A 23,601-nucleotide genomic window follows, 5' to 3' on the forward strand; every position below is an offset into this window, starting at 1 on the left:
CGGACTCTTACCAGGGAGCGATCTACGGGACCCATGAGCGAGTACGTCGTCGACGAATCGACGATCTTCGAGACGCCCCTCGTGGAAGTCGACCTCGACCTCGAGGCCGACGCGGACGTGTACGCGAAGGTCGAGTGGTTCAACCTCTACGACGCCCCCCACGGCGGCGGGTCGATCAAGTCTCGGATCGCCAAGGGGATGCTCGACGGCGCCGAGGAGCGCGGCGAGCTCGACCCCGGCGTCACCGTGATCGAGCCGACCTCCGGCAACACCGGCAGCGAGGTGGCGCGGCTCGCCGCCGCGCGCGGCTACGACGTCGAGATCGTCATGCCCGACAACGCCGCGGGCGGGAAGGTGGCGGCGGTCCGGGACGCGGGCGCGGAGATCCACTTCGTCGACGCCAACCTCGGCTACGACGCCGTCATCGAGCGCTGCGAGGAGATCATCGCCGCCGACCCCGAGGCGTACTTCCGCCCGAACCAGTACGAGAACCCCGACAATCCGGGCACCCACGAGCGGACGACCGCCCGGGAGATCTACGAGGCGACCGACGGCGACGTGACCCACTTCGTCGCCGGCGTCGGCACGGGCGGGACGATCACCGGGACCGGCCGCGGGCTGACCGACCTGAGCGACGGCGCGGTGAAGGTCGTCGGCTTCGAACCCGACGAGGCACTCCACGCCATCGACGGCCTGAAATACCTCAAGACGGGCGACCACTACCACCCCGAGACGTACGACGAGTCGGTGCTCGACAGGGCGGAGTACGTCACCACCTCGGAGGCCTACGACCGCGCGCGGGCGCTCCGCGAGCGCTACCTGGACGACCCGGTGCCGATCGCCGACCCCGGCCAGCACGGCGAGGCGACGGTCCGCGAGCACCTCCGCGTGGACGACCAGTTCGTCGTGGGGACGTCCGCCGGCGGGGGCGCGGCCGTGGTGGCGAACCTCGACGCGGCGGGTCACCTCGCGGACGACGACGTGGTCGTCTTCATGCTCTGCGACCGCGGCGACAAGTACGCGGACATCCCGCTCTGGGAGGACTATTTATAACCGATTCCGCGCGGAATCGACGAAAAACCGGCCGGTTATCGGCCGCCGCTCGCGGCCGGGATGACGCGGACCTGCGCGTCGGTCGGGACCTCGGCGTCGACGCTGTCGACGGGGGACCCCTCGACGTAGACGTTGATGAACTCCTTGATCTCGCCGTCTTCGAGCACGCTGTCCCGCAGTTCCGGGCCGTGCTCGTCGGCGTGGTTGTCGAACAGTTCGCGGACGGTGTCGCCCGCGACCTCTACCTCCGAGGTCGCGGATCCACCGACGAGTACGGCAGGCAGCTTGATCGTGGCCATGAGACCGGTTCGTCGTCCAGTCCAAAAAGGCGCCCGCCGACGGCAACGACGGCCACGGTCTATCACGACCGGCAGTCCGGGTCGGGGGGACCCTGACGGCCCAGTCGGTCGGGCGCGAGCTCGGCCCGCCACGAATGCGCCCCTCGGCCGGCGCGTCGCCGGTCGTGCGACCGGGACGCACCTCCGGGATGGCGGCAGTACGCGCCGGTGGGCGGCCGTCTTATCTGCTCGTAGCCGCTAGGACGGGCGAATGAGCGATCTCGATCTCGATCCGACGCAACTCGACCGGTACTCCAGACACATCATCATGGACGACGTCGGCCCCGAGGGACAGAAGGCCCTGCTCGACGCCGAGGTGCTCGTCCTCGGGGCGGGCGGTCTGGGCGCGCCGATCATCCAGTACCTCGCCGCCGCCGGCGTGGGCACGCTGGGCGTCGCCGACGACGACGAGGTGGAGCTGTCGAACCTCCAGCGCCAGGTCATCCACGGCGACGACGACGTCGGCCGCAAGAAGGTCGACTCCGCCGCCGACTTCGTCGAGCAGCTCAACCCGGACATCGACGTGCGGAAACACGAGCTGCGCGTGACCGCCGACAACGTCGAGGACCTGATCGAGGGCTACGACTTCGTCGTCGACGGGACGGACAACTTCGCGACGCGCTACCTCGTCAACGACGCCTGCACGCTCGCCGGGATCCCCTTCTCGCACGGCTCCATCTTCAAGTTCGAGGGGCAGGTGACGACGTTCGCGGGCGACGACGACTCGCCGTGTTACCGCTGTCTGTTCCCCGAGGCGCCGCCGGCCGGGATGGTGCCGAACTGCGCGACCGCGGGCGTCCTCGGCGTTCTCCCCGGAACGGTCGGCTGCCTGCAGGCGACCGAGACGGTGAAACACGTCATCGGCGAGGGCGAGTCGCTCGACGGCTCGATGCTGTTCTTCGACGCCCTCGAGATGGAGTTCGACAAGGTCGAGATCCCCAAGCGGGACGACTGTCCGGTGTGCGGCGACGACCCCGCCATCGAGTCGGTCCACGACGTGGAGTACTCCGCGTCCTGCGCCATCGACGTCGGCGGCGACGAGGACGCGGACGAGACGGGCCCCGAGATCGAGGCCAGCGACTGACGCGCGACGCCGGGCGGCGCGAACCGCGACCGCTCGGTCCCGCCCGACTCCGGTCTGTGCGAACCGCGACCGCTCGATCCCGCCCGACCGCGCGGCGGGCCGAAACGCTGAGGCTCCTCCGGCGACAACCGTGGGTGTATGGCCGCCACCGACGCGGATCCGCCCGACCTGTTCGTGGTTCGCAGCGAGGTGAACCCCGACTGCGAGTACCACTGCGACGCGCTCGCGTCGTGGTTCCCGTCCGCCACCGAGATCGACTTCGTCGCCGGCGAGCGGGTCCCGCTCGACGAGGCGGACGGCGTCGTGCTGACCGGGAGCACGGCGGGCGTGTACGAGTCCGAGAGCCGCCCGTGGATCGCCGAACAGGAGGCCCTCGTGCGCGAACTCGTCGACAGAGGGATCCCGACGCTCGGTGTCTGTTTCGGCCACCAAGTGGCGAACAGCGCGCTCGGAGGCACCGTCGAGGAGGTGGGGACGACCGCGACGCTCGTGGAGGCGACCCTCGACGACGACCCGCTGTTCGACGGCGTCGATCCGGTCGTCGTCTCGTTACACGGCGACGCGGTGACCGAGGTGGGAGCGGGGATGACGGTGATCGCCTCGGCGGACCACGCGAGGGTCTTCGGTACCCGTCACCGGACCGCGCCGCTGTGGACCGTCCAGTTCCACCCGGAGATCGCCGCCGAACACCGCGAGACCCTGCGCGAGCGCTTCGACTGGGACCCCGAGCGGTTCTCCTTCGAGGATGTCACGCCGGGGCGGGTCTTCGAGAACTTCGCGGCGCTGGTCGCCGAGACGGCGGCGCAACCGCGAAGCGGAACTCTCGGCGACGATTAGGGAGCGATCACCGCTCGCTCCGCACCGAGACGGTCTCCTGTTCGAAGCCGTCCTCGTCGCCCTGCCAGCGCCACGAGCCGACGAACGGGTAGCCGTCCAGCGCGCAGATCACGTACGAGTGGTCGGGCCACGTCGCCCGCGCGGCGTCCGTCCCGCTCGGGCGGGTCGGTCCGGTCGGGTGCGAGTGGTAGAACCCGACCACGTCGAGCCCGTCCGCTTCGATCGCCTCGATCAGCTCGAACTGCTCTTCGGGGTCGATGAGGTACCGTATCTGGGGCGTCTCCGCCACGTTCTCGGCCTGATACGACTCGGTGACGACGCTCGGCTCGCCGTCGGTGCCGCGCGTGCCGGCGAGGACGCCGCAGACCTCCGCCTCGCCGCCGCCGTACGCGTGGTACACGATGTCGTCGTAAACCGCCCGCGAGAGCTCGATCATGGGCGGGAGAACGGGGGTCCGACCGATAAGTCCGTCCCGACCGGCAAGGGCCGCGCTCCGTCACAGGTAGCGGCAGTCGTTGACGGCCTGTGGGGTGTTTTGCCCTCGCGGCCGGAGTCAGCGCCATGAGCGACGCTCAGCGCGGGTCGGCGGCGCCGACCGCCGACGAGGCGCTCCACACGACCCTCGACATGCCGTTCGACGACGCGGTCCCGTTCGTCCAGATCGAACACGAGCTCGCCGACTTCGAGACGGTCCAGGTCTCGCGGCTGGACGCGATGATCGAGGGCATGCTCGGGCACGACGACGTCGAACGGACCGCGCTCATCGTCCTCTGCCACCCCGAGATCGCGTTCGACGCGATCGACATCGACCCCGCGCTCGCGGGAATGCTCCCCTGTACCACCATCGTGTACGAGCGCGAGGGCGACGACCCGGTGCAAGTCCACCACACGTCGGCGACGAAGGCGATCCGCGACCTCGGCTGCGCGCCCGCCGACGCCGGCGGCGCCGTCGACCACCTCGTCGAGAAGACCGGCGACCTGATGACGGTCGTCTGGGAGACCATCGAGGGGTACGGCCGCGGTCGGCCCACGGAGTAGTCGCCTCCCCCCGTGACCTCACCCGCGTCAGAGTCCCTCGACGCGGCGCAGCGCCTCTCGCACCCCCCCGGGCGTCGCGTGCGGGCCGCCTTGGACCCGGTGGTCCGGAAGGAGGAGCGGAACGGGGTTCTCGGCGAGCGCGCTCGTCACCAGTTCGAGGTCCTCGGGGTCGTCGGCGTCGAGCGCGGCCAGCCGCGTGAGCCGGCTCACCGACACCTCCTCGCCGTAGGGGACCGTCCGGAGCGCTTCGAGGACGTCGCGGCGGTCCGTCGGCACCGTGAGTCCGACGGCGACCCCGGCGAACTCGTCGCGCTCCCCGTCGAGGTACGCGCCGATCCGTTCGAGCAGTTCGTGGTCCTCGGCGGCGTCGTCCGGGACCTCCGGCGGGAACGACACCGAGATGACCCGGCCGCCGGCGAACCCGACCTCCACCGCGCGGGCGAGGGCCTCGTACTCGCGGGCGAAGACCCCCGAGGCTCCCGTGGTATTCATACCCGTCATAGGACGGCCCGAGCGGTTAAAACGAAGGGAAAGTTTCGGCCCTCAGCGGTCGATGGAGTCTCGCCCGCCCGAGAAGGCGCGCCCGCAAGTCTTATGAACAGATACGTGCATTAGTGTACACTAATGGAGGATACAACCGAGCTGGCCCCCGCGGTCAGGTCGATACTGTCGGCCGCGCGCGACCGGGCGGCCGAGGGGCGAACCGACCGCGTCGACGTCGACCCGCGCGACCTGCGGGCCGCGTTCGACCGGGCCGAGGCCGACGGCCGCGTGCCGATCGTCGCCGAGGTCAAGCCGACGAGTCCGACCACGGACGGGACTCGCGACGACGATCCCGTCGCGCTCGCGGAGGGGATGGTCGCCGGCGGCGCCGCGGCGCTCTCCGTGCTCACCGAGCCGGAGCACTTCGGCGGAAGCGTCGACGTGCTCGAACGCGTGCGCGAGGCGGTCGACGTGCCGGTCCTCCGCAAGGACTTCGTCGTCGCCGAGTCGCAGCTCGACGCCGTCGAGAGCGACGTCGTCCTGCTGATCGCGCGGTTCGTCGGCGACGACCTCCCGGACCTGCTGGCCGCCGCCCGCGAGCGCGGCTTCCAGGTCCTCGTCGAGGTCCACGACCGCGAGGAGCTGACCCGGGCGCTCGACGCGGGCGCGACGACGGTCGGCGTGAACAACCGAGACCTCGCGGAGCTGGTCGTCGACCTCGGAACATTCGAGTCCGTGGCGCCCCACGTTCCTGATGACGTGACCCTGATCGCCGAGAGCGGGATCGGCTCCCCCGCCGACGTCCGCCGGATGCGGGCGGCCGGCGCTGACGCGCTGCTCGTCGGGAGCGCGATCATGGACGGCGACGTCGAGGCGAACACGCGAGCGCTGACGCGGGCGGAAGCGGACGGTGACGGACGCGTCGCGGACGACGAGGCCGACGACGGTCACGCGCGAGACACCACGGAGACACCCACATGAGCGAAACCGGACCCACGACGAACGAGACGACCGGCGCCGGAACGACGACCGACGGAGCGGAGCTGTCGCGCCGTCCGGGCCGCGAGCGCGGCCGCGAGGACGGGAAGTTCGGCCGCTACGGCGGCCAGTACGTCCCGGAGGCGTTGATGCCGGCGATCGAGGAGCTGACCGACGCCTATCGGCGGTACGTCCTCGAGAACGAGGACGGCTTCATGGACGAGTTCAGGGAGCGGCTCGCCGACTTCGGCGGGCGTCCCATCCCGCTCCAGCGGGCCGACCGGCTCTCCGAGCGCTACGACCGCGAGGTCTTCCTCAAGCGCGAGGACCTGCTCCACGGCGGCGCGCACAAGCTGAACAACGCGCTCGGCCAGGTCCTGCTGGCGAAGTACATGGGGAAAGAGCGGATCATCGCGGAGACCGGCGCCGGCCAGCACGGCACTGCGACCGCGATGGCGGCCGCTCACCTCGACATGCCCTGCGAGATCTACATGGGCGAGCGTGACATCAACCGCCAGCGCCCGAACGTCTTCCGGATGAAGCTCAACGGCGCCGAGGTGAATCCCGTCACCGCCGGGCGTGGAACCCTGAAGGAGGCCATCTCGGAGACGATGCGCGACTGGGCGACCACCGTCGAGAACACCCACTACGTCATCGGATCGATCGTCGGCCCGCACCCGTTCCCGGTGATGGTGCGCGACTTCCAGTCGGTCATCTCCGAGGAGGCGCGGGCACAGGCGATCGAGAAGACGGGCGCGCTCCCGACCGACGTGGTCGCCTGCGCGGGCGGCGGCTCGAACACGATGGGGTCGTTCGCGGCGTTCGTCGACGACGAGGCGGTCGCGCTCCACGCGGTCGAGGCCGGCGGGTCGACGCTGGAGGTCGACGAGGAGGCCGGCGTCGCGCCCAACTCGGCGTCGCTTTTCACCGGCGAGGAGGGCGTGCTCCACGGCGCGCGCACGAAGCTCCTGCAGGACTCCGACGGCCAGATCATGGAGAGCCACTCGATCTCCTCCGGACTCGACTACGCCGGCGTCGGCCCGGAGCTCGCGTTCCTCGTCGACGAGGGACGCGTGAATCCCGTCGCCGTCGACGACGACGCCGCGCTCGAGGGGTTCCACCGGCTCTCGCACACGGAAGGGATCATCCCCGCGCTGGAGACGGCCCACGCGTTCGGCTTCCTCGAGGAGTATCACGGGGAGCTCGGCGAGCGCGTCGTGGTGAACGTCTCCGGCCGCGGCGACAAGGACCTCGACGCCGCGATCGAGGAGACGGACAAACGCGACATCGACGGGGCCCCGGACATGTCGATGTTCACGGGAGGGATCTGAATGGCGGGCGGGACCGCGGAGGCGGACGCGGCCGCGGAGACGGGCAACTCAGCCGCGATAGCCGAGGCGTTCGCCGACGGCCCGGCGTACATCCCGTACCTCGCCGTCGGCGACCCCTCGTACGAGGCGTCGCTGGAGTACGTCCGCGCGCTCGACCGCGGCGGCGCCGACGTCATCGAGCTCGGGCTCCCCTTCTCGGAGCCGATCGCTGAGGGACCGACGATCCAGGGGGCCCTCGTGCGCTCGCTCGACGCCGGGATGACGCCGGACCGGTTCTTCGCGTTCGCCGAGGAGCTCGACGTCGAGGCGCCGCTCGTCTGCATGACGTACTACAACCTCATCTATCAGTACGGGGGCAACGAGACGCGGAGCGCCTCGGAGGCGGCCGGCGGGACCGCGAGCGGCGGCCCGCGGCCCTTCGTCGAGCGCGCCGCCGCGGCCGGCATCGAGGGGCTCGTCGTCCCCGACCTGCCGGCCGAGGAGGCCGACCCGCTCCGAGAGGCCTGCGACGAGTTCGGCCTCGACCTCGTGTTCATCGTCGCACCGACCACGGTCGGCGACCGGCTCGACCGGATCATGGGTCACGTCTCCGGGTACGTCTACGTGCAGGCGCGCCTCGGCACGACCGGCGCGCGCGACGACGTCTCCGACCAGACCACGGAGAGCCTCGATCGGCTCGCGGAGTACGACGTGCCGAAGGCCGTCGGGTTCGGCATCTCGGCGGGCGAGCACGCCGAGCGCATCGTCGCCGGCGGCGCCGACGGGATCATCGTCGGCTCGGCGCTCGTCGACATCGTCGCCGAGGGCGTGGAGGCGGACCGCTCGACCGCGGCGGTCGCCGACCGGCTGGAGGCGCTCTCCCGGGAGCTGAAGGAGGGCGCAGAGCGGGGCTACGCCGCCCGCGTCGGCGCGGCGGGATCGCGGTGACCGCGGGTTCGAGCCAATACGACCCCGAACGAAACCGACTTACCTGCGATTGCCACACACTCACACAACGACCGAATCCACCATGACAGCAGGACTCTCGGCACGACTCGAGCGCATCTCCACGAACGACCGATACCTCATCGTCCCCATGGACCACGGGCTCACGATGGGCGCCGTCGACGGGCTCGTCGACATCGAATCGACGATCGACGGCGTCACGCGGGGCGGCGCGGACGCGGTCCTCACGCAGCGAGGCATCGCACCGCGCGTCCACCCGAACAAGAACGACGCGGGCTACATCGTCCACGTCAACGGGTCGACGACGATCGGCCCCGACGAGAACGACAAGCGCGTCACCGCCACCGCCGAGGACGCGGTGCGCGCGGGCGCCGACGCCGTCTCCTTCCACATCAACGTCGGCTCCGATCACGAGCCCGATCAGATCGAGGAGCTCGCGGAGCTGACCGCCGACGCCGAGCGCCTCGGGCTGCCGGTGCTCGCGATGGCGTACGCGCGCGGTCCCGGGGTCGACGAGACGGATCCGGAGTCGCTCGGTCACGCGGTCCGGCTCGCCGAGGAGGTCGGTGCCGACGTGGTGAAGACCGGCTACTCCGGCGACGGCGACTCGTTCGCGCGCGTGACGGAGTCGACCCGGCTGCCGGTCGTCATCGCGGGCGGCTCGAAGGGGACCGACCGCGAGACCGTGGAGATGGTCCGCGGCGCGATGGACGGCGACGCGGCCGGCGTGTCGATGGGGCGGTCGATCTTCCAGCACGACGACCCCGAGGGGATCGCCCGCGCCGTGTCCGCCGTCGTCCACGACGACGCGGGGGTCGACGAGGCGCTCCGGGCAGGCGGGTTCATCGAGGCCTAGCGACTCGCTCCCGTCGACGGTCCGGGGACGCGGGCGACGCCGGATGTGTCGGCCCCGTTCACAGGGAACTGGTGACGGCGAACCGAGAGCGACCGCCGCGACCGGACCGATCGGCGGGGTCAACAGGTGGCGCTGATCCGCTCTTGCGGTTCCGGGTCCCCCACCGGACCGTTCTGATCGACCGTTTGCTCCACGTGGAAGACGGTCACGGAGTCCACGCTCCGGTCCGCTCGCTCACAGACGTACGTCGCGACCGGTCGATACTGCGTCTCTCCCGCGTCCCGGACCCGGTGTCCGAACTGATGCCAGAGGGTCGTCGGGTACGTCTCCGCCGCGTCCGGCGGTCGGTCGAACGCGACCGCTCCGCCGCCGATCGCGTCGACCGTTTCCTCGGAGTCGAGCGTCGCTCGGACGACGTACCAGCTGGAGGTGTCCGGCGGGTTCGGCGCGAAGAACGACCAGCTCACCTCCGACAGCTCCCCGGCGGACTCCGACTCCGGGAGGTCGACGAGGCCGACCCCCGCGGCCTGCCACCACACGAGCGCGAGGAAGACGCCGACGAGCAGCAGGGCGGCTCCCGTCCGGATTCCGCGGCGAACCCGCGACGGGGTCGGGGAGGCGGGGTCGTCCCCGTTTCCGCCGTCGCTTCGGAGCGGTTGCCCCCCGGGCCTCGGGAGCCTCGACGCGAGCGCCTCGACGGCGTCCCAGACCCTCGGCGGGAGGAACAGGAGGAGGACCGCGACCATGACGAACGGGAACACGCCGAGCCGCATCGTCGCGGCCATGCCGAGGTGCGCGGAGACGAACGCGAGGGCGGCCCCGGCTCTGAGCGGTTCGAGCGGGACGAGCAGCAGGACGGACGCCGAGAGCAGCGCGATCCAGAGCCAGTTTATCGCCGCGAGGACCGCGGCGTGTTCCGAGACGAACGGCCCGAACAGCACGACGAACTCCTCCAGCTGGAAGATCCGCGGGACGGCGATCCCCGACATCCACGCGTCGCTCCGGTACTTGGAGACCACGTTCGCCGCGTAGATGGACACGAGCGTCAGGAGGGTGACGGCCGTTCCGAGCGAACAGACCCGTCGACCGACGCCGTCGCTCCCGTCGTCGTCGTTCAGCCCCTCGTCGTCGACGTTCAGCCCCTCGTCGTCGACGTTCCGGCTGTCGACGTCGCCCCGGACGTCGCGACCGTCCGGGCCGCTCGCACCCATCGACCAGCGGGCGTCGAGCGGGAGGTAGAGGCTCAGAAACAGGAACACGACCAGTATCGTGTTCCCGCCGTTGATCACGAACGGGTTCCGAGCGTACAGCGACGCGAGCAGGACGAGGGAGACACCGGTCGAGGCCCGCGTCCGGTAGCCGACGAGCAGCGAGACGGCGGCGCACGCGGCGACCGCGATCAGCCCCGCCTGTACCCACGCCGACCCGGATATCGCGTGGATCGAGACGGCCTCTAGCGCCGGGTACAGCTCGGCGAGCGTCGACCGCGGGAGGACGCCGTCGTCGGTGTAGAACGCGCTCACCGCCGGAAGTCGGTAGACGAGCAGGTCCGCGAGGAGGAGGAGCGCCAACGCGACGCGGAACGCGCCGAGCGCTCGCGGGTCGATCCCGAGGGACGGCGTGGCGCGCTCGCGGAGCGACTCACGCGCCGCGGCGTATCTGGACCCCGCGTTTGAGAGCCGCCGACGTGGTGTCGTCATTCGAAGTATACGTGAAACGATACGATCTCAGGGGTAAGTGCTTTGTCGTCTTCGAGCCGCGCCGGCGACCGGGAGGCGCGGGCGGGGTCACCTCGTTCCGACGGTCACCTCGCTCCGACGGTCACCTCGCCCCGACGTTCTGCTCGCCCTCGAAGGAGTCCGGGTCGGGCTCGATGTCGGCGTACTGCACGGCGCGACGGCCCAGCGTGAGCGCTCGCCCGTCGAGGTCCTCGTCGACGAGGTCGCCGTCGTCGAACTGCGAGTGGGCGCGGGGAACGGCCACCTGATGGGGGATCACCCACGCGTTGAGCGCCCGACAGACGGACCGGAGGTGTTCCAACGCCGTCACGGGGAAGCCGCCGCCGGCGACCGCGAGGAGCCCGACGGTCTTGTCTTCGAACTCCTCGAAGCCGCAGTAATCGAGCGCCGTCTTCAGCGTCGACGAGTACGAGCCGTGGTACATGGGCGTTCCGAGGAGGACGGCGTCGGCGGATCTGACCCGCGCCGTGAAGGCGTCCGCGTCCCCCGCCGAATCGCGGTCGGCGTCGTACGTGGGGAGGTCGTACTCGCGGAGGTCGAGCAGCTCGGCGCGCCCACCGGCCCGGCGGACGCCGTCGAGCGCGCGTTCGACCCCCATGCGCGTGTAGCTCGTCTCTCGCAAGCTTCCCGCGATGCCGACGACCTGCGGTGGCTCGGACATACCGCTATCGAGAGTCCGCGGCGACAAATACCACCGGGGCGGTCGGCTCCCCGTTCCCGCGGCGCGACCCTTCCGCAGTTTTCAAGCCCGCCCGCCGTGAGGTTCCGACAATGACACGCACGGTCTGGGTGAAAGCCGACGGGAGCGTCGGCGACTGGGAGGCGCGCAAGCGACGGATCACGGCCGCCATCGAGGCCGGCGCGGACTGGGTCCTCGTCGACGAGGCCGACGTGGGGCGCGTCCGCGAGCTGGGCGACATCTCGATCGGGGCGTTCCGCTCCGAGGCGGACGTCATCGACGACGTCGAGAACGACGCCGAGGCCGACGCCTACTTCGTCGGCAAGGGCGGCGAGGGCGACGGGACGATCGACATGCCCGAGGACCTCTCCGGCTCCGCGGACCTCACGACGGTCCGGCGGCGCGACGACCGCGCGCAGGGCGTGTACGTCCGCGTGCTCGGGACGGAGTACGAGCGGTTCGCCGAGGAGGCGGCCGCGGACGCGGAGTACACGATCGTCGTCGGCGAGGACTGGTCGATCATCCCGCTGGAGAACCTCATCGCGCGCGTCGGCGAGGAGACCCACCTCGTCGCCGGCGCGACGACGGCCGCCGAGGCCCGGACCGCGTTCGAGACGCTGGAGATCGGCGCCGACGGCGTCCTCCTCGATTCCGACTCCCCCGACGAGATCCGGGGCGCGGTCACGGCCCGCGACGCCGCCGACCGCGAGACGCTGGAGCTCAGGCACGCCGAGGTGACGGCGATCGAGCAGACCGGGATGGCCGACCGCGTCTGCATCGACACCGGGTCGCTGATGGACGACTCGGAGGGGATGCTCGTGGGGTCGATGTCGCGGGGGCTCTTCTTCGTCCACGCGGAGACCGCGGAGTCGCCGTACGTCGAGTCGCGCCCCTTCCGCGTGAACGCCGGCGCGGTCCACGCCTACGTCCGGAATTCCGAGGGTGGCACGAACTACCTCGCGGAGCTCTCCAGCGGCGACGAGGTACAGATCGTCGACACGGAGGGTCACACCCGCGAGGCGATCGTCGGGCGCGTGAAGATCGAGAAGCGTCCCATGTTCCGGGTTCAGGCGGAGGTCGAGACCGACGAGGGGACCGACCGCGTCGAGACGCTCATCCAGAACGCGGAGACCGTGAAGATCGCCACGAGCGAGGGGCGAAAAGCGGTCACGGAGGTCGAGCCCGGCGACGAGGCGCTCGTCTACTACGACGACGTGGCGCGCCACTTCGGCGAGGCGGTCGAAGAGAGCATCATCGAGAAGTGAGTGGCCGACCGACTGCGAGGCCACTACGAGCGAGCGGCGGGGCCGCGAGCCGAGCGGTCGAACGGGGTCGCCGCCGGCGGCGGGCGGAAGTTAGATCCCGTACAGCTCGCCGTACTTCTCCTCGACGTAGTCGGTGAAGGCGTCCGCCGAGAACTCCTCGCCGGTCGCGCGCGTCACCAGCTCGTTCGTCTCGTACCGGGAGCCGTGTCGGTGGACGTTCTCGCCGAGCCACGCCTGCAGCTCGTCGAAGTCGCCGTCGGCGATCTTCCCGTGCAGGTCGTCGATCTCGCTCTCGGCGGCCTCGAACAGCTGCGCGGCCATCACGGAGCCGAGCGAGTAGGTGGGGAAGTAGCCGAAGTTGCCGTGGCTCCAGTGGATGTCCTGGAGACAGCCCTCGCTGTCGGTCTCGGGGCGGATCCCGAGGTACTCCTCGTACTTGTCGTTCCAGACCTCCGGCACGTCCGCGACCGCGAGATCGCCGCGGATCAGGTCGCGCTCGATCTCGAACCGGACGATGATGTGGAGGTGGTAGGTGAGCTCGTCCGCCTCGACGCGGATGAAGTTGTCCTCGTAGACCTGGTTGAACGCCTCGTAGGCGTCCTCGACGGTCGCCGCCTCGGTCTGGGGGAACTGCGATTTAAACGAGGGGAGGAACAGCTCCCAGAACGCCCGGCTCCGCCCGACGTGGTTCTCCCAGAGCCGCGACTGCGACTCGTGGACCGAGAGGTCGCGCGACTCGCCGAGCGGGGTCGTCCACTCGTCCTGCGGGAGCCCGAGGTTGTACTGCGCGTGCCCGTACTCGTGGATCGTCGACCCGATCGCGCCGAGCGGGTCGGACTCGTCGAACCGGGTCGTCACGCGGCAGTCGAACTGGTTCCCGGCGGTGAACGGGTGCGAGGAGACGTCGAGCCGGCCGCGGTCGAAGTCGTAGCCGACCAGCTCGAGCGCCTCGCGAGCGAGTTCCTCTTGATCCTCCTCGGGGAACGTCCCCTCGAACGTGTCGACGGCCAGGTCCGCGTCCGACTCGCGGATCGCGTCGATCATGGGGACGAGCGTCTCGCGGAGCTCCTCGAGGATGGACTCGGCGCGGTCGATCGAGAGGCACGGCTCGTAGTCCTCGAAGAGGACCTCGTAGGGGTCGCGGTCGGGGTCGATGTGCTCCGCGTACTCCCGCTTCAGCTCGACGTGCTTCTCCAGGTAGGGGGCGAACGTCTCGAAGTCGTCCTCGGCCCTCGCCTCCTCCCACGCCGGCAGCGCCTCGGAACCGGTCTCGGAGATCTCCTCGACGAGCTCGACCGGGACCGCGTCGGCGCGCTCGTACTCGCGGCGGACCTCGCGAACGACCGCCGCCCGGTCGTCGGTGAGGTCGGCGTCGTCGAGCTCGGCGAGCAGCTCGCCGCTCTCCTCGTCCGTGATCATGTCGTGTTGGATCGACGAGAGCATCGAGAGCTGCTTCGACCGGGCCGGGGTGCCGCCCTCGGGCATCATCACCTGCTGGTCCCACCCGAGCACGCCGGCGGCGCTCCCGATCGTGTTCCAGCGTCGAACACGGTCCAGGAGAGCCTCGTACGCCTCGGGGGCGTCGCTCGCGTCGTCGGCCGCGGCTTCCGTTGCCATACGTCACGGATCGGTCGCACCGCTTAAGAAGGAAGCGAACGCGGAACCCTCGCGACGGCCGGGAGACCGACCAGAGCGCGACCGATCGTCGCGGAGCCGGGCGAACCGGCCCCGAGCGCGACCTATTTCCGGCCGGCCGCCGAACCGCCGGCAACGAATGGAGATCGACGAGGACACCATCGACCTGCGATCCGACACCGTCACGACGCCTTCAGACGCGATGCGCGAGGCGGCCCGCGACGCCGAGGTCGGAGACGACGTGTACCGCGACGACCCGACCGTCAACGAACTGGAGCGCCGCGCCGCCGAGGCGGTCGGGACCGAGGCGGCGCTCTACGTCCCCTCCGGGACGATGGCCAACCAGATCGCGGTCCACGTCCACACGGAGCCGGGAGAGGAGCTCCTCTTGGAGCATGAGTCGCACATCTACCGGTGGGAACTTGCGGGGGCGTCGAAGCTCTCGGGAGTCCAGACCCGGACGATCGACGCCGGCGAGCGCTGCGTTCCGACGCCCGAGGCGGTCGCAGAAGGGCTCGTGCGCGAGGACCTCCACCGGCCCGGGACCGGCCTCCTGTCGCTGGAGAACACCCACAACTACCGCGGCGGGGTCGCGATCCCGGTCGAGGAGATCGCCGCGGCCGCCGAGGTCGCCCGCGACGCCGACGTGCCCGTCCACCTCGACGGCGCCCGGGTGTTCAACGCAGCCGTCGCGCTCGGGGTCGACGCGAGCGAGGTCGTCGCGCCCGTCGACAGCGTCACCTTCTGTCTCTCGAAGGGGCTCGGCGCGCCCGTCGGCTCGATCCTCGCCGGCGACGAGGAGTTCGTCGAGGCGGCCCGCCGCGTCCGGAAGCTGTTCGGCGGCGGGATGCGACAGGCCGGGATGATCGCCGCGCCCGGGCTGCTCGCCCTCGAGAACGTCGATCGCCTCGCCGACGACCACGTCACCGCCGAGCGGCTCGCCGCCGGGCTCGACGCGCTGGACGGCGTCGACGCGCCCGCGCCGGACACCAACATCGTCGTCGCGCACACCGAGGCGGCCGGAATTCCCGCCGCGGACCTCGTGAAGGCCTGCAAGGCGGCCGGCGTCGGCTGCGTCGAGTTCGACGAGTACACGACCCGGTTCACCACGCACCTCGACGTCGACGCCGCCGACGTCGACGCCGCGGTCGAGCGGATCGGCGACGCGGTCGCGACGCTGTCGGCCTGAGTGGGTGGGGCCGCTCGGCCTCGGTCCGCGCACGCGCCTCGCGCCCGGGCCACGGAAACGTTCAATTCGCCGGGCGACCAACATGTGGGCATGAGGAGGATAACTCCGGACGAAGAGGCGCGGCGCGGAGGAGCCGAGGTGGCCGGCGCCCGTCCCTGAGGTGGTCGGCGTCGACATCAGCGGCCGCCACGAGGAGGACGGCGAGTACCGGATGGTCGCGGCCGCGGTCCACGCGCGGGTCGACTCCGCTCGGATCCGGTCGGTCGAGGGGATCGGCTTCGCCGCCGCGCGCGAGGGGCCGACGCTCGACGCGACGCTGAGGCTCGTGGCGACGGCCGTCGGGAACCTGCCCGAGCCCCCGAGCGGACCGATCGTCGCGGAGCACGGCGAGTTCTACGAGGAGCCCGCAGAGCGGGTCGGGCTGAGCTTCCGACCCGAGTTTAAATACGTCGAGAGCATAGGGGAACGCGAAACAGTGCAGGCAGCACACCACGCCGCGTACGCCGCACGAGACCTCCTCTTATGACCGGGAGCGTCGAGCGGGCGAACGCCGACGGCGACCCCGAATCGGTCCCCCGAGAGCGGCGGGCAGTCGTGGCCAAGCGCGTCGACTCCGGCACCGCCGACCTCGCGGAGATCACCCAGCTCGCCGCGGCCGCGGGCTACGAGGTGGTCGGCGAGCTCTCGCAGACCCGCACCGAGGACGCCGCGTTCATGTTCGGCGAGGGGAAGGTCGCGGAGCTTCGCGACCTGGTCCGCCGGACCGACGCCGGCGCCGTCATCGTCGACAACGACGTCGGGCCGTACCAGACGTTCAACATCGGCGGGGAGCTCCCCGAGGGCGTCGAGGTGATCGACCGGTTCACGCTCATCCTCGAGATATTCGGCCAGCGGGCGAACACCCGAAAGGCGCAGCTCCAGGTCGAGCTCGCCGAGCTCCGGTACGAGCTCCCGCGCGCCGAGGCGAAGGCGAGCCTCGCGAAGCGCGACGAGCGCCCGGGGTTCATGGGGCTCGGCGAGTACGACGAGAGCGTCGAGCGGGACATCAAACGCCAGATCTCAGAGATCCGCGACGAGCTGGAGTCGATCGCGGCGAAGGAGGAGGCGCGGCGCGAACAGCGCCGCGACTCCGGCTTCGACTTGGTCGCGCTCGCGGGGTACACGAACGCCGGGAAGTCGACGCTGATGCGCCGGCTCGCGGCCGAGATCGACGTCGACGAGAACGCCGACCGTCACCCGGACCTCGACACGACCGCGGAGTCGCAGGACATGCTGTTCACCACCCTCGGCACGACGACCCGGCGGGCCGAGATGGAGAAGCGCGACGTGCTGCTCACGGACACGGTCGGGTTCATCGCGGACCTCCCCCACTGGCTCGTGGAGTCGTTCGAGTCGACGCTCGACTCCGTCTACCGGGCCGACCTCGTGCTGCTCGTGGTCGACGCGAGCGAGCCCGTCGAGACGATGCGCGAGAAGCTCGTCACGAGCCACGACACCCTCTACGAGCGCAACGAGGCCCCCGTCGTCACGGTGTTCAACAAGGTGGACCGGCTCGCGCCCGGCGAGCTGGCGGACAAGCGCGGCGCGCTCTCCGGCGTCGCGCCGGACCCCGTCGCCGTCTCGGCGAAGACCGGCGCGGGCGTCGCGGAGCTGCGCGACCGCGTCGAGGCCGAGCTCCCCGACTGGGAGCGCGAGCGGCTCGTCCTCCCCGTCTCCGACGAGGCGATGAGCCTCGTCTCGTGGATCCACGACCACGGGCACGTCGACGAGGAGTCGTACGCGAGCGACCAGGTGACCGTCGACTTCGAGGCCAAGCCCTCGATCGTGGCGCGCGCCCGGTCGAAAGCGGCCGGGCTCGCGCCCGCGGAGTCGACGTAGACGGGGCCCTCGGTGGCCCCGAGCGACTCGCAGACCACCCGTCAGCGGCGATCATCCGGTGATGACGAGCGACGACGGGGACCGTGCGCGCCGAGCGACCCCCCGGACAAAGTATACAATCCTTCACTTGCGAGTACGTACCATGGATGACGCCGGAGTCGACGGTCGACGACGGGCCCGCTCCGTCGCCGCCGACGACGCCCTCGAGCCGCCGACCGGGTTCCGCGAGCGGGCCGTCGCGAGCGACGCGGGAGTGTACGAGTCGTTCGCGGCCGACGGGCTCGACGCCTGGCGGCGAGCCGCGGCCCTCCTCGACTGGGAGACCGAGTACGAACGGGTGCTGGACGACAGCGATCCGCCGTTTTATAAATGGTTCCCGGACGGCCGGCTCAACGCGTCGGTCAACTGCGTCGACCGGCACCTCGACGACCGGCGCAACCAGCTCGCGATCCGGTGGTTCGGCAAGCGCGGCGAGCGGAGATCGTACACCTACCTCGACCTCCACCGCGAGGTGAACGCGCTCGCGGCCGGTCTGCGGGACCTCGGCGTCGAGGAGGACGACGTGGTGACGCTGTACCTCCCGATGGTCCCGGAGCTGCCGATCGCGATGCTGGCGTGCGCGCGCATCGGCGCGCCGCACAACGTCGTCTTCGCCGGGCTGTCGGCGGAGGCGCTGGCGACCCGCCTCGACGCGGCGGACTCCTCGTTCCTCGTCACCTGCGACGGCTACTACCGCCGGGAGGACGCGTTCAACCAGAAGTCGAAGGCGGACAACGCCCGACTCCGGGCCGACGCCGACCTCGCGGCGACGGTCGTCGTCGACCGGCTCGGCGACTCGCTCGACGTCTCGCTCGGCGACGACGAGCACGGGTACGAGTCGCTCGTCGACGCCCACGACGGCGAGACGGTCGCGCCGGTCGCGCGCGTCGCGACCGACCTGCTCTTCGTGATGTACACCTCCGGGACGACCGGCCGACCGAAGGGGGTCGAGCACGCGACCGGGGGGTATCTCTCGCACGTCGCGTGGACCACCCGGAACGTCCTCGACGTCCGGCCCGACGACACCTACTGGTGCGCGGCCGACATCGGCTGGATCACGGGCCACTCGTACGGCGTGTACGGCCCCCTCGTCACGGGGACGACCACCGTCCTCTACGAGGGGTCGCCCGACTACCCGGACCGCGACCGCGTGTGGGACCTCATCGAGCGCAACGCCGTCAGCGTCTTCTACACCTCGCCGACCGCGATCCGGTCGTTCATGAAGTGGGGCGCAAAGTACCCCGAGGGCCACGACCTCTCGTCGATCCGCCTCCTGGGAACCGTCGGCGAGTCCATCACGCCGAAGGCGTGGCACTGGTACCGCGAGCACGTCGGCGGGGGTGAGGCGCCGGTCGTCGACACGTGGTGGCAGACGGAGACGGGGGCCATCGCGCTCGCGACGCTGCCCGGGATCACGCCGATGAAGCCGGGGAAGGTGGGGCCGGCACTCCCCGGAATCGACGCGCGCGTCGTCGACGAGGACGGCGACCCCGTCGACCCCGGCGAGCCGGGGTACCTCACGATCGGCTCGCCGTGGCCCGGCATGCTGCGCGGACTCCGCGAGGGGGACGAGCGATACCGCCGCGAGTACTGGGTTGAGGCCGACGACGGCTGGCGGTACCGCACCGGCGACGGCGCGACGGTCGACGAGGACGGCTACGTGACCATTCTCGGCCGCGTCGACGACGTGATCAACGTGCGGGCGCGGCGGTTCACCACCGGGGAGCTGGAGTCGGCGATCGTCGGCGTCGAGGGAGTCACCGAGGCCGCGGTCGTGGGCGGCGACGACGGCGACATCGTCGCCTACGTGACCACCCGGGGCGACGTCGAGCCTGGCGAGTCGCTCAGGGCGGCGATCGGCGAGGAACTGGCCGGCTCAGTCGGTGATATCGCCCGCGCGGATCGGATCGTGTTCACTCCCGACCTCCCGAAGACCCGCTCGGGGAAGATCATGCGGCGCCTGCTGGAGGACATCGCTCGCGGCGAGGAGTTCGGTGACGTCAGCGCGCTCCGGAACCCGGAGGTCGTCGGAGAGATCGAGTCGTCGGTCCGCGAAAGCTAGCTAAGAACCGATTCGAAGCGGGCTCCGACACACCGAGACGGGCCCGCTCGTCTCTCGGTCCCCGCTTCGCGACCGGACGCGCCCTCGCCGAGACGCGCTGCTACCGCGCTCATGGTCGCGATCACCGTCACCGTGGCGTGGGCCGTCGTCGGCGACGTCGGCGCCGCCGTGAACATCGGACCGGTCACCAACGTCGTCGAGACCGCGACGTACTACACGTACGAGCGACTGTGGGACCGCGTCGCGTGGGGCGTCGTCGGCGTCGACTGAGCGGGCGGACCCTCGAGCGCGACCGCGGTCGGGGCGCGACGAGCCGTCAGACGTTTCGGGATTGAAATCGGAGCCGAAACGAGACGACGCCGGGAGCCGGGCACGGACGGATGTCCGAGGCGCAGTGAACGAGGGACGGCCGGGAGATGGCGGAGGGAAAGCGTTCAGAGGAAGATTTTTCTTTCGGGTTGACGTTTACCAACGAAACAGATGGGCGACGGACTCGACGGCGACGCGTACGACGCGCTCGTGACCGCCGCCGAGACGTATCGCGCCGCGGTCGTGGTCCGCCTCGCGGGCGAGGCCGGCCTCCGGACGGGTGAGATCCCCCGAGTCGCGCCCCGCCACCTCCGAGACGCGGGGGTCGCCTCGGACGCGTCTCTCCTCGCCGTCCCCGACACCGACGCGGGTGCGTCCGACGAGCGCGGAGCGGAATCCTCGACCGACGGGGATCCGACCGAACGGATCGACCGCGAGACCGTCGTTCCGGCCCCGCTGGCGGCCGAGCTCCGCCGGTACGCGGAGAGCGAGGGGATCGACGACGGAGAGCCGTACGTGGGCGTCTCACCCCGTCGCGTCCAGATGATCGTGAGCGAGACCGCCGAGCGGGCTTCGGCGCGGACCGACGGCGCGGTGCCCCCCGACGTCACGCCCCGCGACCTGCGGGCGGCCTTCGCCCGGCGGCTCCTCGTCGACCGCGGCGTCGACCCCCACGCCGTCCGCGAGGCCGGCGGGTGGGAGACGCTGGGGCCGCTCGACGAGTTTCTCGGCCCCCTCGACGGGCGAGCGGTCGCCGAGGCGTTCGCGGCCGCGAGCGATCCGGAACCGAGCGACCACGGGAGCGGTCGGGAGCCGACCGCGCTCGCCGGCTTCGAGGTGCTCGCCGACGGCGAGGAACGGGACGCTCCCCTCGCGACGGTCCCGAAGCGACTCGTCGAGTCCCGCCGGTGGGCCGAGGCGTGGGTCGTCCGCGGGTCGGTCGACGGCGGTCGGACGGAGGTGGTCGGCGCGGCCGGGACCGATCGGGAAGTCCTCGTCGACCGCGGCGTCACCCGGAACGGCCAGTGGCTCGACGCGGTAGAGGGCGGGGACCCCGTCACGACGACCGACGAATCGGTCACCGGCGGGCGTCCCGGCCTCGCCGTCCCCGTCAGCTATCGAGACGTGACGCACGGCGCGCTCTGCGTCGTCGCCGAGAACGAACCGCCCGTTTCGGAGGTCGAGCGTCGCGAAATCGTCGCGCTCGGACGCTGTCTCGGCTGGGCGGTGACGGCCGGTCGGTGGCGGGACCTCCTCCACTCCGACGCCGTCACCGTGGTGGAGTTTCACACCGCCGACGAGGCGGCGTTCCTGGCCCGCGCGAGCGTCGCACTCGGTTGTCGGATCGACCTCGACTCGACCGTCGGCGTCACCGACGACGCCTCCAGGCTGTACCTCTCCGTCTCGGGCGCGAGGCCGCAGGGTCTCGCCGACGTCGTCAACGAGGCCGAGGGCGTCTCCGACCTCCGAGTGGTGGAGACGCGCGCCGACGGGTGCTCCGTGTCGGTCAGGGTCGAGGGGGGATCGACGGTGCGGACGCTCACCGAGTACGGCGCGACGGTCCGCGACGCGACCGCGGAGGACGGCCGCGTCCGCGTCGTCGCAGATCTCCCCGAAGGCGCCGAGGTCAGGCCGGTCGCCGACGGGCTCCGCGCCGCCTTCGACGACGCGCGCCTCGCGAGCAAGGAGTCCGTCGCCCGGTCGTCGCGGTCCGAGTCGTCGTTCCGTGAGGGGGTCGCGGACCGGTTCACAGAGCGCCAGTGGGCCGCGCTGTCCGCCGCGTACCACGGCGGCTACTTCGACTGGCCCCGCGGGAGCACCGCCGAGGAGGTCGCCGACGCGATGGACGTCTCCTCGCCGACGTTCCACAACCACCTCCGCAAGGCCCAGCGGGCGCTCCTCGACGGTCTCTTCGAGGCGGAACACCGGGATCGAACCTGACGCGCACGCGCGGCGAGCGCGACCGTGAGGGAGCGGGCGCCGCCTCGGGACGCACAGGGTGCGCGACCGGCTGTGGGCGCCGTTCTGAGTCTATCACGATTTTTCGTATTTAGCGTTAGCGTTTATGTGGTGAGATCGGTTGGATACGACCGTACCATGACAGAGGGTGACGGTCAACTGGAAGCGAGACTGGAAGAGCAGGAGGTGTTCGAGCCGCCAGCGTCGTTCGCGGCGCAGGCGAACGTCTCCGACCCCGAGATCTACGAGACGTTCGAGGAGAACTGGCCGGGATGCTGGCGGGCCGCGGCCGAGCTCCTCGACTGGGAGTCGGACTACGACCAGGTGCTGGACGACAGCAACCCGCCCTTCTACGAGTGGTTCACCGGCGGCGAACTGAACGCGTCGGCCAACTGCCTCGACCGACACCTCGACGAGCGCGGCGACGAGGCCGCGATCGAGTGGGTCGGCGAGCCTGTCGACGAGGACGACCGCACGTACACGTACGCGGAGCTTCACCGCGAGGTAAACGAGTTCGCGGCGGCGCTCCGCGAGCAGGGCGTCGAAGAGGACGACGTCGTGACGATGTACATGCCGATGATCCCGGAGCTGCCGATCGCGATGCTGGCGTGTGCGCGCATCGGCGCGCCGCACAGCGTCGTCTTCGCCGGCTTCTCGGCGGACGCGCTGGCGACGCGGATGAACTCCGCGGAGTCGGAGTACCTCGTCACCTGCGACGGCTACTACCGGCGCGGCGACCCCCTCGACCACCTCGACAAGGCGAATCAGGGGCTCGACGGCGTCGACCACGACACGACGACCGTCGTCGTCGACCGGCTCGCTCCGAACGGCGACGACTTCGGCCACGACCTCGGCGACGACCAGCTCGACTACGACGATCTCGTCTCGGAGCACGAGGGCGCGGAGGTCGAGCCGGTCACCCGCGACGCCGAGGACATGCTGTTCCTGATGTACACCTCGGGGACGACGGGGGAGCCGAAGGGCGTGAAACACACGACCGGCGGCTACCTCTCGTGGGCGTCGTGGACCTCGCAGGCCGTCCTCGACATCAAGCCGGATGACACGTACTTCTGCTCGGCCGACATCGGCTGGATCACGGGTCACTCCTACATCGTCTACGGGCCGCTCGCGCTCGGGACGACGACGATGATGTACGAGGGGACGCCGGACCACCCCGAACAGGACCGGCTCTGGGAGATCGTCGAGGAGCACGAAGCGACACAGCTGTACACGGCGCCGACGGCCATCCGCGCGTTCATGAAGTGGGGATCGGAGTTCCCCGACCGCCACGACCTCTCCTCGCTGCGGCTGCTCGGCACGGTGGGCGAGCCGATCAACCCGCGCGCGTGGAAGTGGTACTACCAGCACATCGGCGACGAGGAGTGCCCGATCGTCGACACCTGGTGGCAGACCGAGACCGGCGGGATGATGATCACGACGCTGCCCGGGATCAAGGACATGAAGCCGGGCGCCGCGGGACCGCCGCTGCCAGGGCTCGACGTCCAGATCCTCGACACGCTCGGCGAGGAGGTGGAGCCGGGGAAGGCCGGCTACCTGACGGTCCAGAAGCCGTGGCCGGGGATGCTCCGGACGCTGTACAACAACGACGAGCGGTACATCGAGGAGTACTGGGCGGAGTACTCCGACACCGACAGCGACGACCCCGAGGACTGGGTGTACTTCCCGGAGGACGGCGCGAAGATCGACGAGGACGGCTACATCACCGTCCTCGGGCGCGTCGACGACGTGCTCAACGTCTCCGGTCACCGGCTGGGGACGATGGAGATCGAGTCCGCCATCGTCGGCGTCGAGGGGGTCGCGGAGGCCGCCGTCGTCGGCGGCGACCACGAGATCAAAGGCGAGGCCGTCTACGCCTACGTCACCACCGAAGACGGATACGAGGG

At 70.7% G+C, this 23,601-nt stretch carries 22 protein-coding genes; 16 read left to right on the plus strand and 6 right to left on the minus strand.

Annotation, left to right across the window (positions count from 1 at the left end; all coding sequences use genetic code 11):
* Nucleotides 1–33: 33 nt before the first annotated feature.
* Nucleotides 34–1,053: a PLP-dependent cysteine synthase family protein gene (locus tag R6U01_RS01270; RefSeq protein WP_410284646.1), complete on the plus strand. Its 1,020-nt coding sequence runs from the start codon at nucleotides 34–36 to the stop codon at nucleotides 1,051–1,053.
* A gap of 35 nt (nucleotides 1,054–1,088) precedes the next feature.
* Here R6U01_RS01270 and R6U01_RS01275 read toward each other — a convergent pair whose 3' ends face one another.
* Nucleotides 1,089–1,352 carry a MoaD/ThiS family protein gene (locus R6U01_RS01275; protein WP_410284647.1) on the minus strand — a complete coding sequence of 88 codons (264 nt, stop codon included), beginning with the start codon at nucleotides 1,350–1,352 and terminating at the stop codon, nucleotides 1,089–1,091.
* 250 nt (nucleotides 1,353–1,602) lie between these two features.
* Between R6U01_RS01275 and ubaA the strand changes: the two genes are divergently transcribed.
* Together ubaA and R6U01_RS01285 are read left to right on the plus strand one after the other, a co-directional pair.
* Nucleotides 1,603–2,475 (plus strand): SAMP-activating enzyme E1, encoded by an 873-nt coding sequence (gene ubaA, locus R6U01_RS01280; RefSeq protein WP_410284648.1) that lies wholly within the window; start codon nucleotides 1,603–1,605, stop codon nucleotides 2,473–2,475.
* A gap of 138 nt (nucleotides 2,476–2,613) precedes the next feature.
* The gene (locus tag R6U01_RS01285; protein ID WP_410284649.1) at nucleotides 2,614–3,312 is read left to right on the plus strand and encodes a type 1 glutamine amidotransferase; all 699 of its coding nucleotides are present in this window, start codon (nucleotides 2,614–2,616) and stop codon (nucleotides 3,310–3,312) included.
* Nucleotides 3,313–3,319: 7 nt separating this feature from the next.
* Here R6U01_RS01285 and R6U01_RS01290 read toward each other — a convergent pair whose 3' ends face one another.
* Nucleotides 3,320–3,748 (minus strand): desampylase, encoded by a 429-nt coding sequence (locus R6U01_RS01290; RefSeq protein ID WP_410284650.1) that lies wholly within the window; start codon nucleotides 3,746–3,748, stop codon nucleotides 3,320–3,322.
* A 125-nt stretch (nucleotides 3,749–3,873) separates the two neighbouring features.
* Between R6U01_RS01290 and R6U01_RS01295 the strand changes: the two genes are divergently transcribed.
* The gene (locus tag R6U01_RS01295) at nucleotides 3,874–4,350 is read left to right on the plus strand and encodes a DUF302 domain-containing protein (RefSeq protein WP_410284651.1); all 477 of its coding nucleotides are present in this window, start codon (nucleotides 3,874–3,876) and stop codon (nucleotides 4,348–4,350) included.
* A gap of 27 nt (nucleotides 4,351–4,377) precedes the next feature.
* Here R6U01_RS01295 and R6U01_RS01300 read toward each other — a convergent pair whose 3' ends face one another.
* Nucleotides 4,378–4,842 carry an MGMT family protein gene (locus R6U01_RS01300; RefSeq protein ID WP_410284652.1) on the minus strand — a complete coding sequence of 155 codons (465 nt, stop codon included), beginning with the start codon at nucleotides 4,840–4,842 and terminating at the stop codon, nucleotides 4,378–4,380.
* A 132-nt stretch (nucleotides 4,843–4,974) separates the two neighbouring features.
* Here R6U01_RS01300 and trpC point away from each other — a divergent pair, with 132 nt between their 5' ends.
* The 4 genes from trpC to R6U01_RS01320 all read left to right on the plus strand — a co-directional run bounded on the left by trpC (nucleotide 4,975) and on the right by R6U01_RS01320 (nucleotide 8,943).
* On the plus strand, nucleotides 4,975–5,814 hold the full coding sequence (trpC, locus tag R6U01_RS01305) for an indole-3-glycerol phosphate synthase (RefSeq protein ID WP_410284653.1): 840 nt from the start codon (nucleotides 4,975–4,977) through the stop codon (nucleotides 5,812–5,814).
* Nucleotides 5,811–7,142, plus strand: coding sequence for a tryptophan synthase subunit beta (gene trpB / locus R6U01_RS01310; RefSeq protein WP_410284654.1), 1,332 nt, complete (start codon nucleotides 5,811–5,813; stop codon nucleotides 7,140–7,142). Before trpC ends, trpB begins: the two co-directional genes overlap by 4 nt.
* The gene (gene trpA, locus R6U01_RS01315) at nucleotides 7,143–8,069 is read left to right on the plus strand and encodes a tryptophan synthase subunit alpha (protein WP_410284655.1); all 927 of its coding nucleotides are present in this window, start codon (nucleotides 7,143–7,145) and stop codon (nucleotides 8,067–8,069) included.
* 82 nt (nucleotides 8,070–8,151) lie between these two features.
* Complete coding sequence (locus R6U01_RS01320) at nucleotides 8,152–8,943, plus strand: 2-amino-3,7-dideoxy-D-threo-hept-6-ulosonate synthase (RefSeq protein ID WP_410284656.1); 792 nt, start codon at nucleotides 8,152–8,154, stop codon at nucleotides 8,941–8,943.
* Between the two features lie 119 nt (nucleotides 8,944–9,062).
* On the opposite strand, the gene R6U01_RS01325 is transcribed toward R6U01_RS01320, so the two are convergent.
* On the minus strand, nucleotides 9,063–10,643 hold the full coding sequence (locus R6U01_RS01325; protein WP_410284657.1) for an HTTM domain-containing protein: 1,581 nt from the start codon (nucleotides 10,641–10,643) through the stop codon (nucleotides 9,063–9,065).
* A gap of 121 nt (nucleotides 10,644–10,764) precedes the next feature.
* The gene (locus tag R6U01_RS01330) at nucleotides 10,765–11,343 is read right to left on the minus strand and encodes an NADPH-dependent FMN reductase (RefSeq protein WP_410284658.1); all 579 of its coding nucleotides are present in this window, start codon (nucleotides 11,341–11,343) and stop codon (nucleotides 10,765–10,767) included.
* A 110-nt stretch (nucleotides 11,344–11,453) separates the two neighbouring features.
* Between R6U01_RS01330 and R6U01_RS01335 the strand changes: the two genes are divergently transcribed.
* Nucleotides 11,454–12,626: a 3-dehydroquinate synthase II gene (locus R6U01_RS01335; RefSeq protein ID WP_410284659.1), complete on the plus strand. Its 1,173-nt coding sequence runs from the start codon at nucleotides 11,454–11,456 to the stop codon at nucleotides 12,624–12,626.
* 90 nt (nucleotides 12,627–12,716) lie between these two features.
* On the opposite strand, the gene R6U01_RS01340 is transcribed toward R6U01_RS01335, so the two are convergent.
* A complete protein-coding gene (locus R6U01_RS01340) occupies nucleotides 12,717–14,243 on the minus strand; it encodes a carboxypeptidase M32 (protein ID WP_410284660.1) in 1,527 nt (508 codons plus the stop codon).
* A gap of 157 nt (nucleotides 14,244–14,400) precedes the next feature.
* On the opposite strand from R6U01_RS01340, the gene R6U01_RS01345 reads away from it, so the two are divergent.
* From R6U01_RS01345 to acs (R6U01_RS01375), 7 genes are all read left to right on the plus strand, one after another.
* Nucleotides 14,401–15,450, plus strand: coding sequence for a threonine aldolase family protein (locus tag R6U01_RS01345; RefSeq protein ID WP_410284661.1), 1,050 nt, complete (start codon nucleotides 14,401–14,403; stop codon nucleotides 15,448–15,450).
* 160 nt (nucleotides 15,451–15,610) lie between these two features.
* Entirely contained in the window at nucleotides 15,611–15,976 is a 366-nt protein-coding gene (locus tag R6U01_RS01350) for a DUF2209 family protein (RefSeq protein WP_410284662.1), read from the plus strand.
* Nucleotides 15,973–17,328 (plus strand): GTPase HflX, encoded by a 1,356-nt coding sequence (gene hflX / locus R6U01_RS01355; protein WP_410284663.1) that lies wholly within the window; start codon nucleotides 15,973–15,975, stop codon nucleotides 17,326–17,328. Before R6U01_RS01350 ends, hflX begins: the two co-directional genes overlap by 4 nt.
* Nucleotides 17,329–17,470: 142 nt before the next feature.
* Entirely contained in the window at nucleotides 17,471–19,429 is a 1,959-nt protein-coding gene (gene acs / locus R6U01_RS01360; protein ID WP_410284664.1) for an acetate--CoA ligase, read from the plus strand.
* 111 nt (nucleotides 19,430–19,540) lie between these two features.
* On the plus strand, nucleotides 19,541–19,699 hold the full coding sequence (locus R6U01_RS01365) for a DUF2061 domain-containing protein (protein WP_410284665.1): 159 nt from the start codon (nucleotides 19,541–19,543) through the stop codon (nucleotides 19,697–19,699).
* A gap of 210 nt (nucleotides 19,700–19,909) precedes the next feature.
* A complete protein-coding gene (locus tag R6U01_RS01370; RefSeq protein ID WP_410284666.1) occupies nucleotides 19,910–21,679 on the plus strand; it encodes a bacterio-opsin activator domain-containing protein in 1,770 nt (589 codons plus the stop codon).
* A 156-nt stretch (nucleotides 21,680–21,835) separates the two neighbouring features.
* The coding region (gene acs, locus R6U01_RS01375) for an acetate--CoA ligase (protein WP_410284667.1) at nucleotides 21,836–23,601 on the plus strand (1,766 nt) is incomplete at its 3' end.

Source organism: Halorubrum sp., from assembly GCF_046498025.1.
Taxonomy (GTDB): Archaea; Halobacteriota; Halobacteria; order Halobacteriales; family Haloferacaceae; genus Halorubrum.

Bases quoted from the DNA above. Each gene is read 5' to 3' on its own strand.
- R6U01_RS01270 (WP_410284646.1), top strand. From the start codon at position 34: ATGAGCGAGTACGTCGTCGACGAATCGACGATCTTCGAGACGCCCCTC.
- R6U01_RS01275 (WP_410284647.1), bottom strand. From the start codon at position 1,352: ATGGCCACGATCAAGCTGCCTGCCGTACTCGTCGGTGGATCCGCGACC.
- ubaA (WP_410284648.1), top strand. From the start codon at position 1,603: ATGAGCGATCTCGATCTCGATCCGACGCAACTCGACCGGTACTCCAGA.
- R6U01_RS01285 (WP_410284649.1), top strand. From the start codon at position 2,614: ATGGCCGCCACCGACGCGGATCCGCCCGACCTGTTCGTGGTTCGCAGC.
- R6U01_RS01290 (WP_410284650.1), bottom strand. From the start codon at position 3,748: ATGATCGAGCTCTCGCGGGCGGTTTACGACGACATCGTGTACCACGCG.
- R6U01_RS01295 (WP_410284651.1), top strand. From the start codon at position 3,874: ATGAGCGACGCTCAGCGCGGGTCGGCGGCGCCGACCGCCGACGAGGCG.
- R6U01_RS01300 (WP_410284652.1), bottom strand. From the start codon at position 4,842: ATGAATACCACGGGAGCCTCGGGGGTCTTCGCCCGCGAGTACGAGGCC.
- trpC (WP_410284653.1), top strand. From the start codon at position 4,975: ATGGAGGATACAACCGAGCTGGCCCCCGCGGTCAGGTCGATACTGTCG.
- trpB (WP_410284654.1), top strand. From the start codon at position 5,811: ATGAGCGAAACCGGACCCACGACGAACGAGACGACCGGCGCCGGAACG.
- trpA (WP_410284655.1), top strand. From the start codon at position 7,143: ATGGCGGGCGGGACCGCGGAGGCGGACGCGGCCGCGGAGACGGGCAAC.
- R6U01_RS01320 (WP_410284656.1), top strand. From the start codon at position 8,152: ATGACAGCAGGACTCTCGGCACGACTCGAGCGCATCTCCACGAACGAC.
- R6U01_RS01325 (WP_410284657.1), bottom strand. From the start codon at position 10,643: ATGACGACACCACGTCGGCGGCTCTCAAACGCGGGGTCCAGATACGCC.
- R6U01_RS01330 (WP_410284658.1), bottom strand. From the start codon at position 11,343: ATGTCCGAGCCACCGCAGGTCGTCGGCATCGCGGGAAGCTTGCGAGAG.
- R6U01_RS01335 (WP_410284659.1), top strand. From the start codon at position 11,454: ATGACACGCACGGTCTGGGTGAAAGCCGACGGGAGCGTCGGCGACTGG.
- R6U01_RS01340 (WP_410284660.1), bottom strand. From the start codon at position 14,243: ATGGCAACGGAAGCCGCGGCCGACGACGCGAGCGACGCCCCCGAGGCG.
- R6U01_RS01345 (WP_410284661.1), top strand. From the start codon at position 14,401: ATGGAGATCGACGAGGACACCATCGACCTGCGATCCGACACCGTCACG.
- hflX (WP_410284663.1), top strand. From the start codon at position 15,973: ATGACCGGGAGCGTCGAGCGGGCGAACGCCGACGGCGACCCCGAATCG.
- acs (WP_410284664.1), top strand. From the start codon at position 17,471: ATGGATGACGCCGGAGTCGACGGTCGACGACGGGCCCGCTCCGTCGCC.
- R6U01_RS01365 (WP_410284665.1), top strand. From the start codon at position 19,541: ATGGTCGCGATCACCGTCACCGTGGCGTGGGCCGTCGTCGGCGACGTC.
- R6U01_RS01370 (WP_410284666.1), top strand. From the start codon at position 19,910: ATGGGCGACGGACTCGACGGCGACGCGTACGACGCGCTCGTGACCGCC.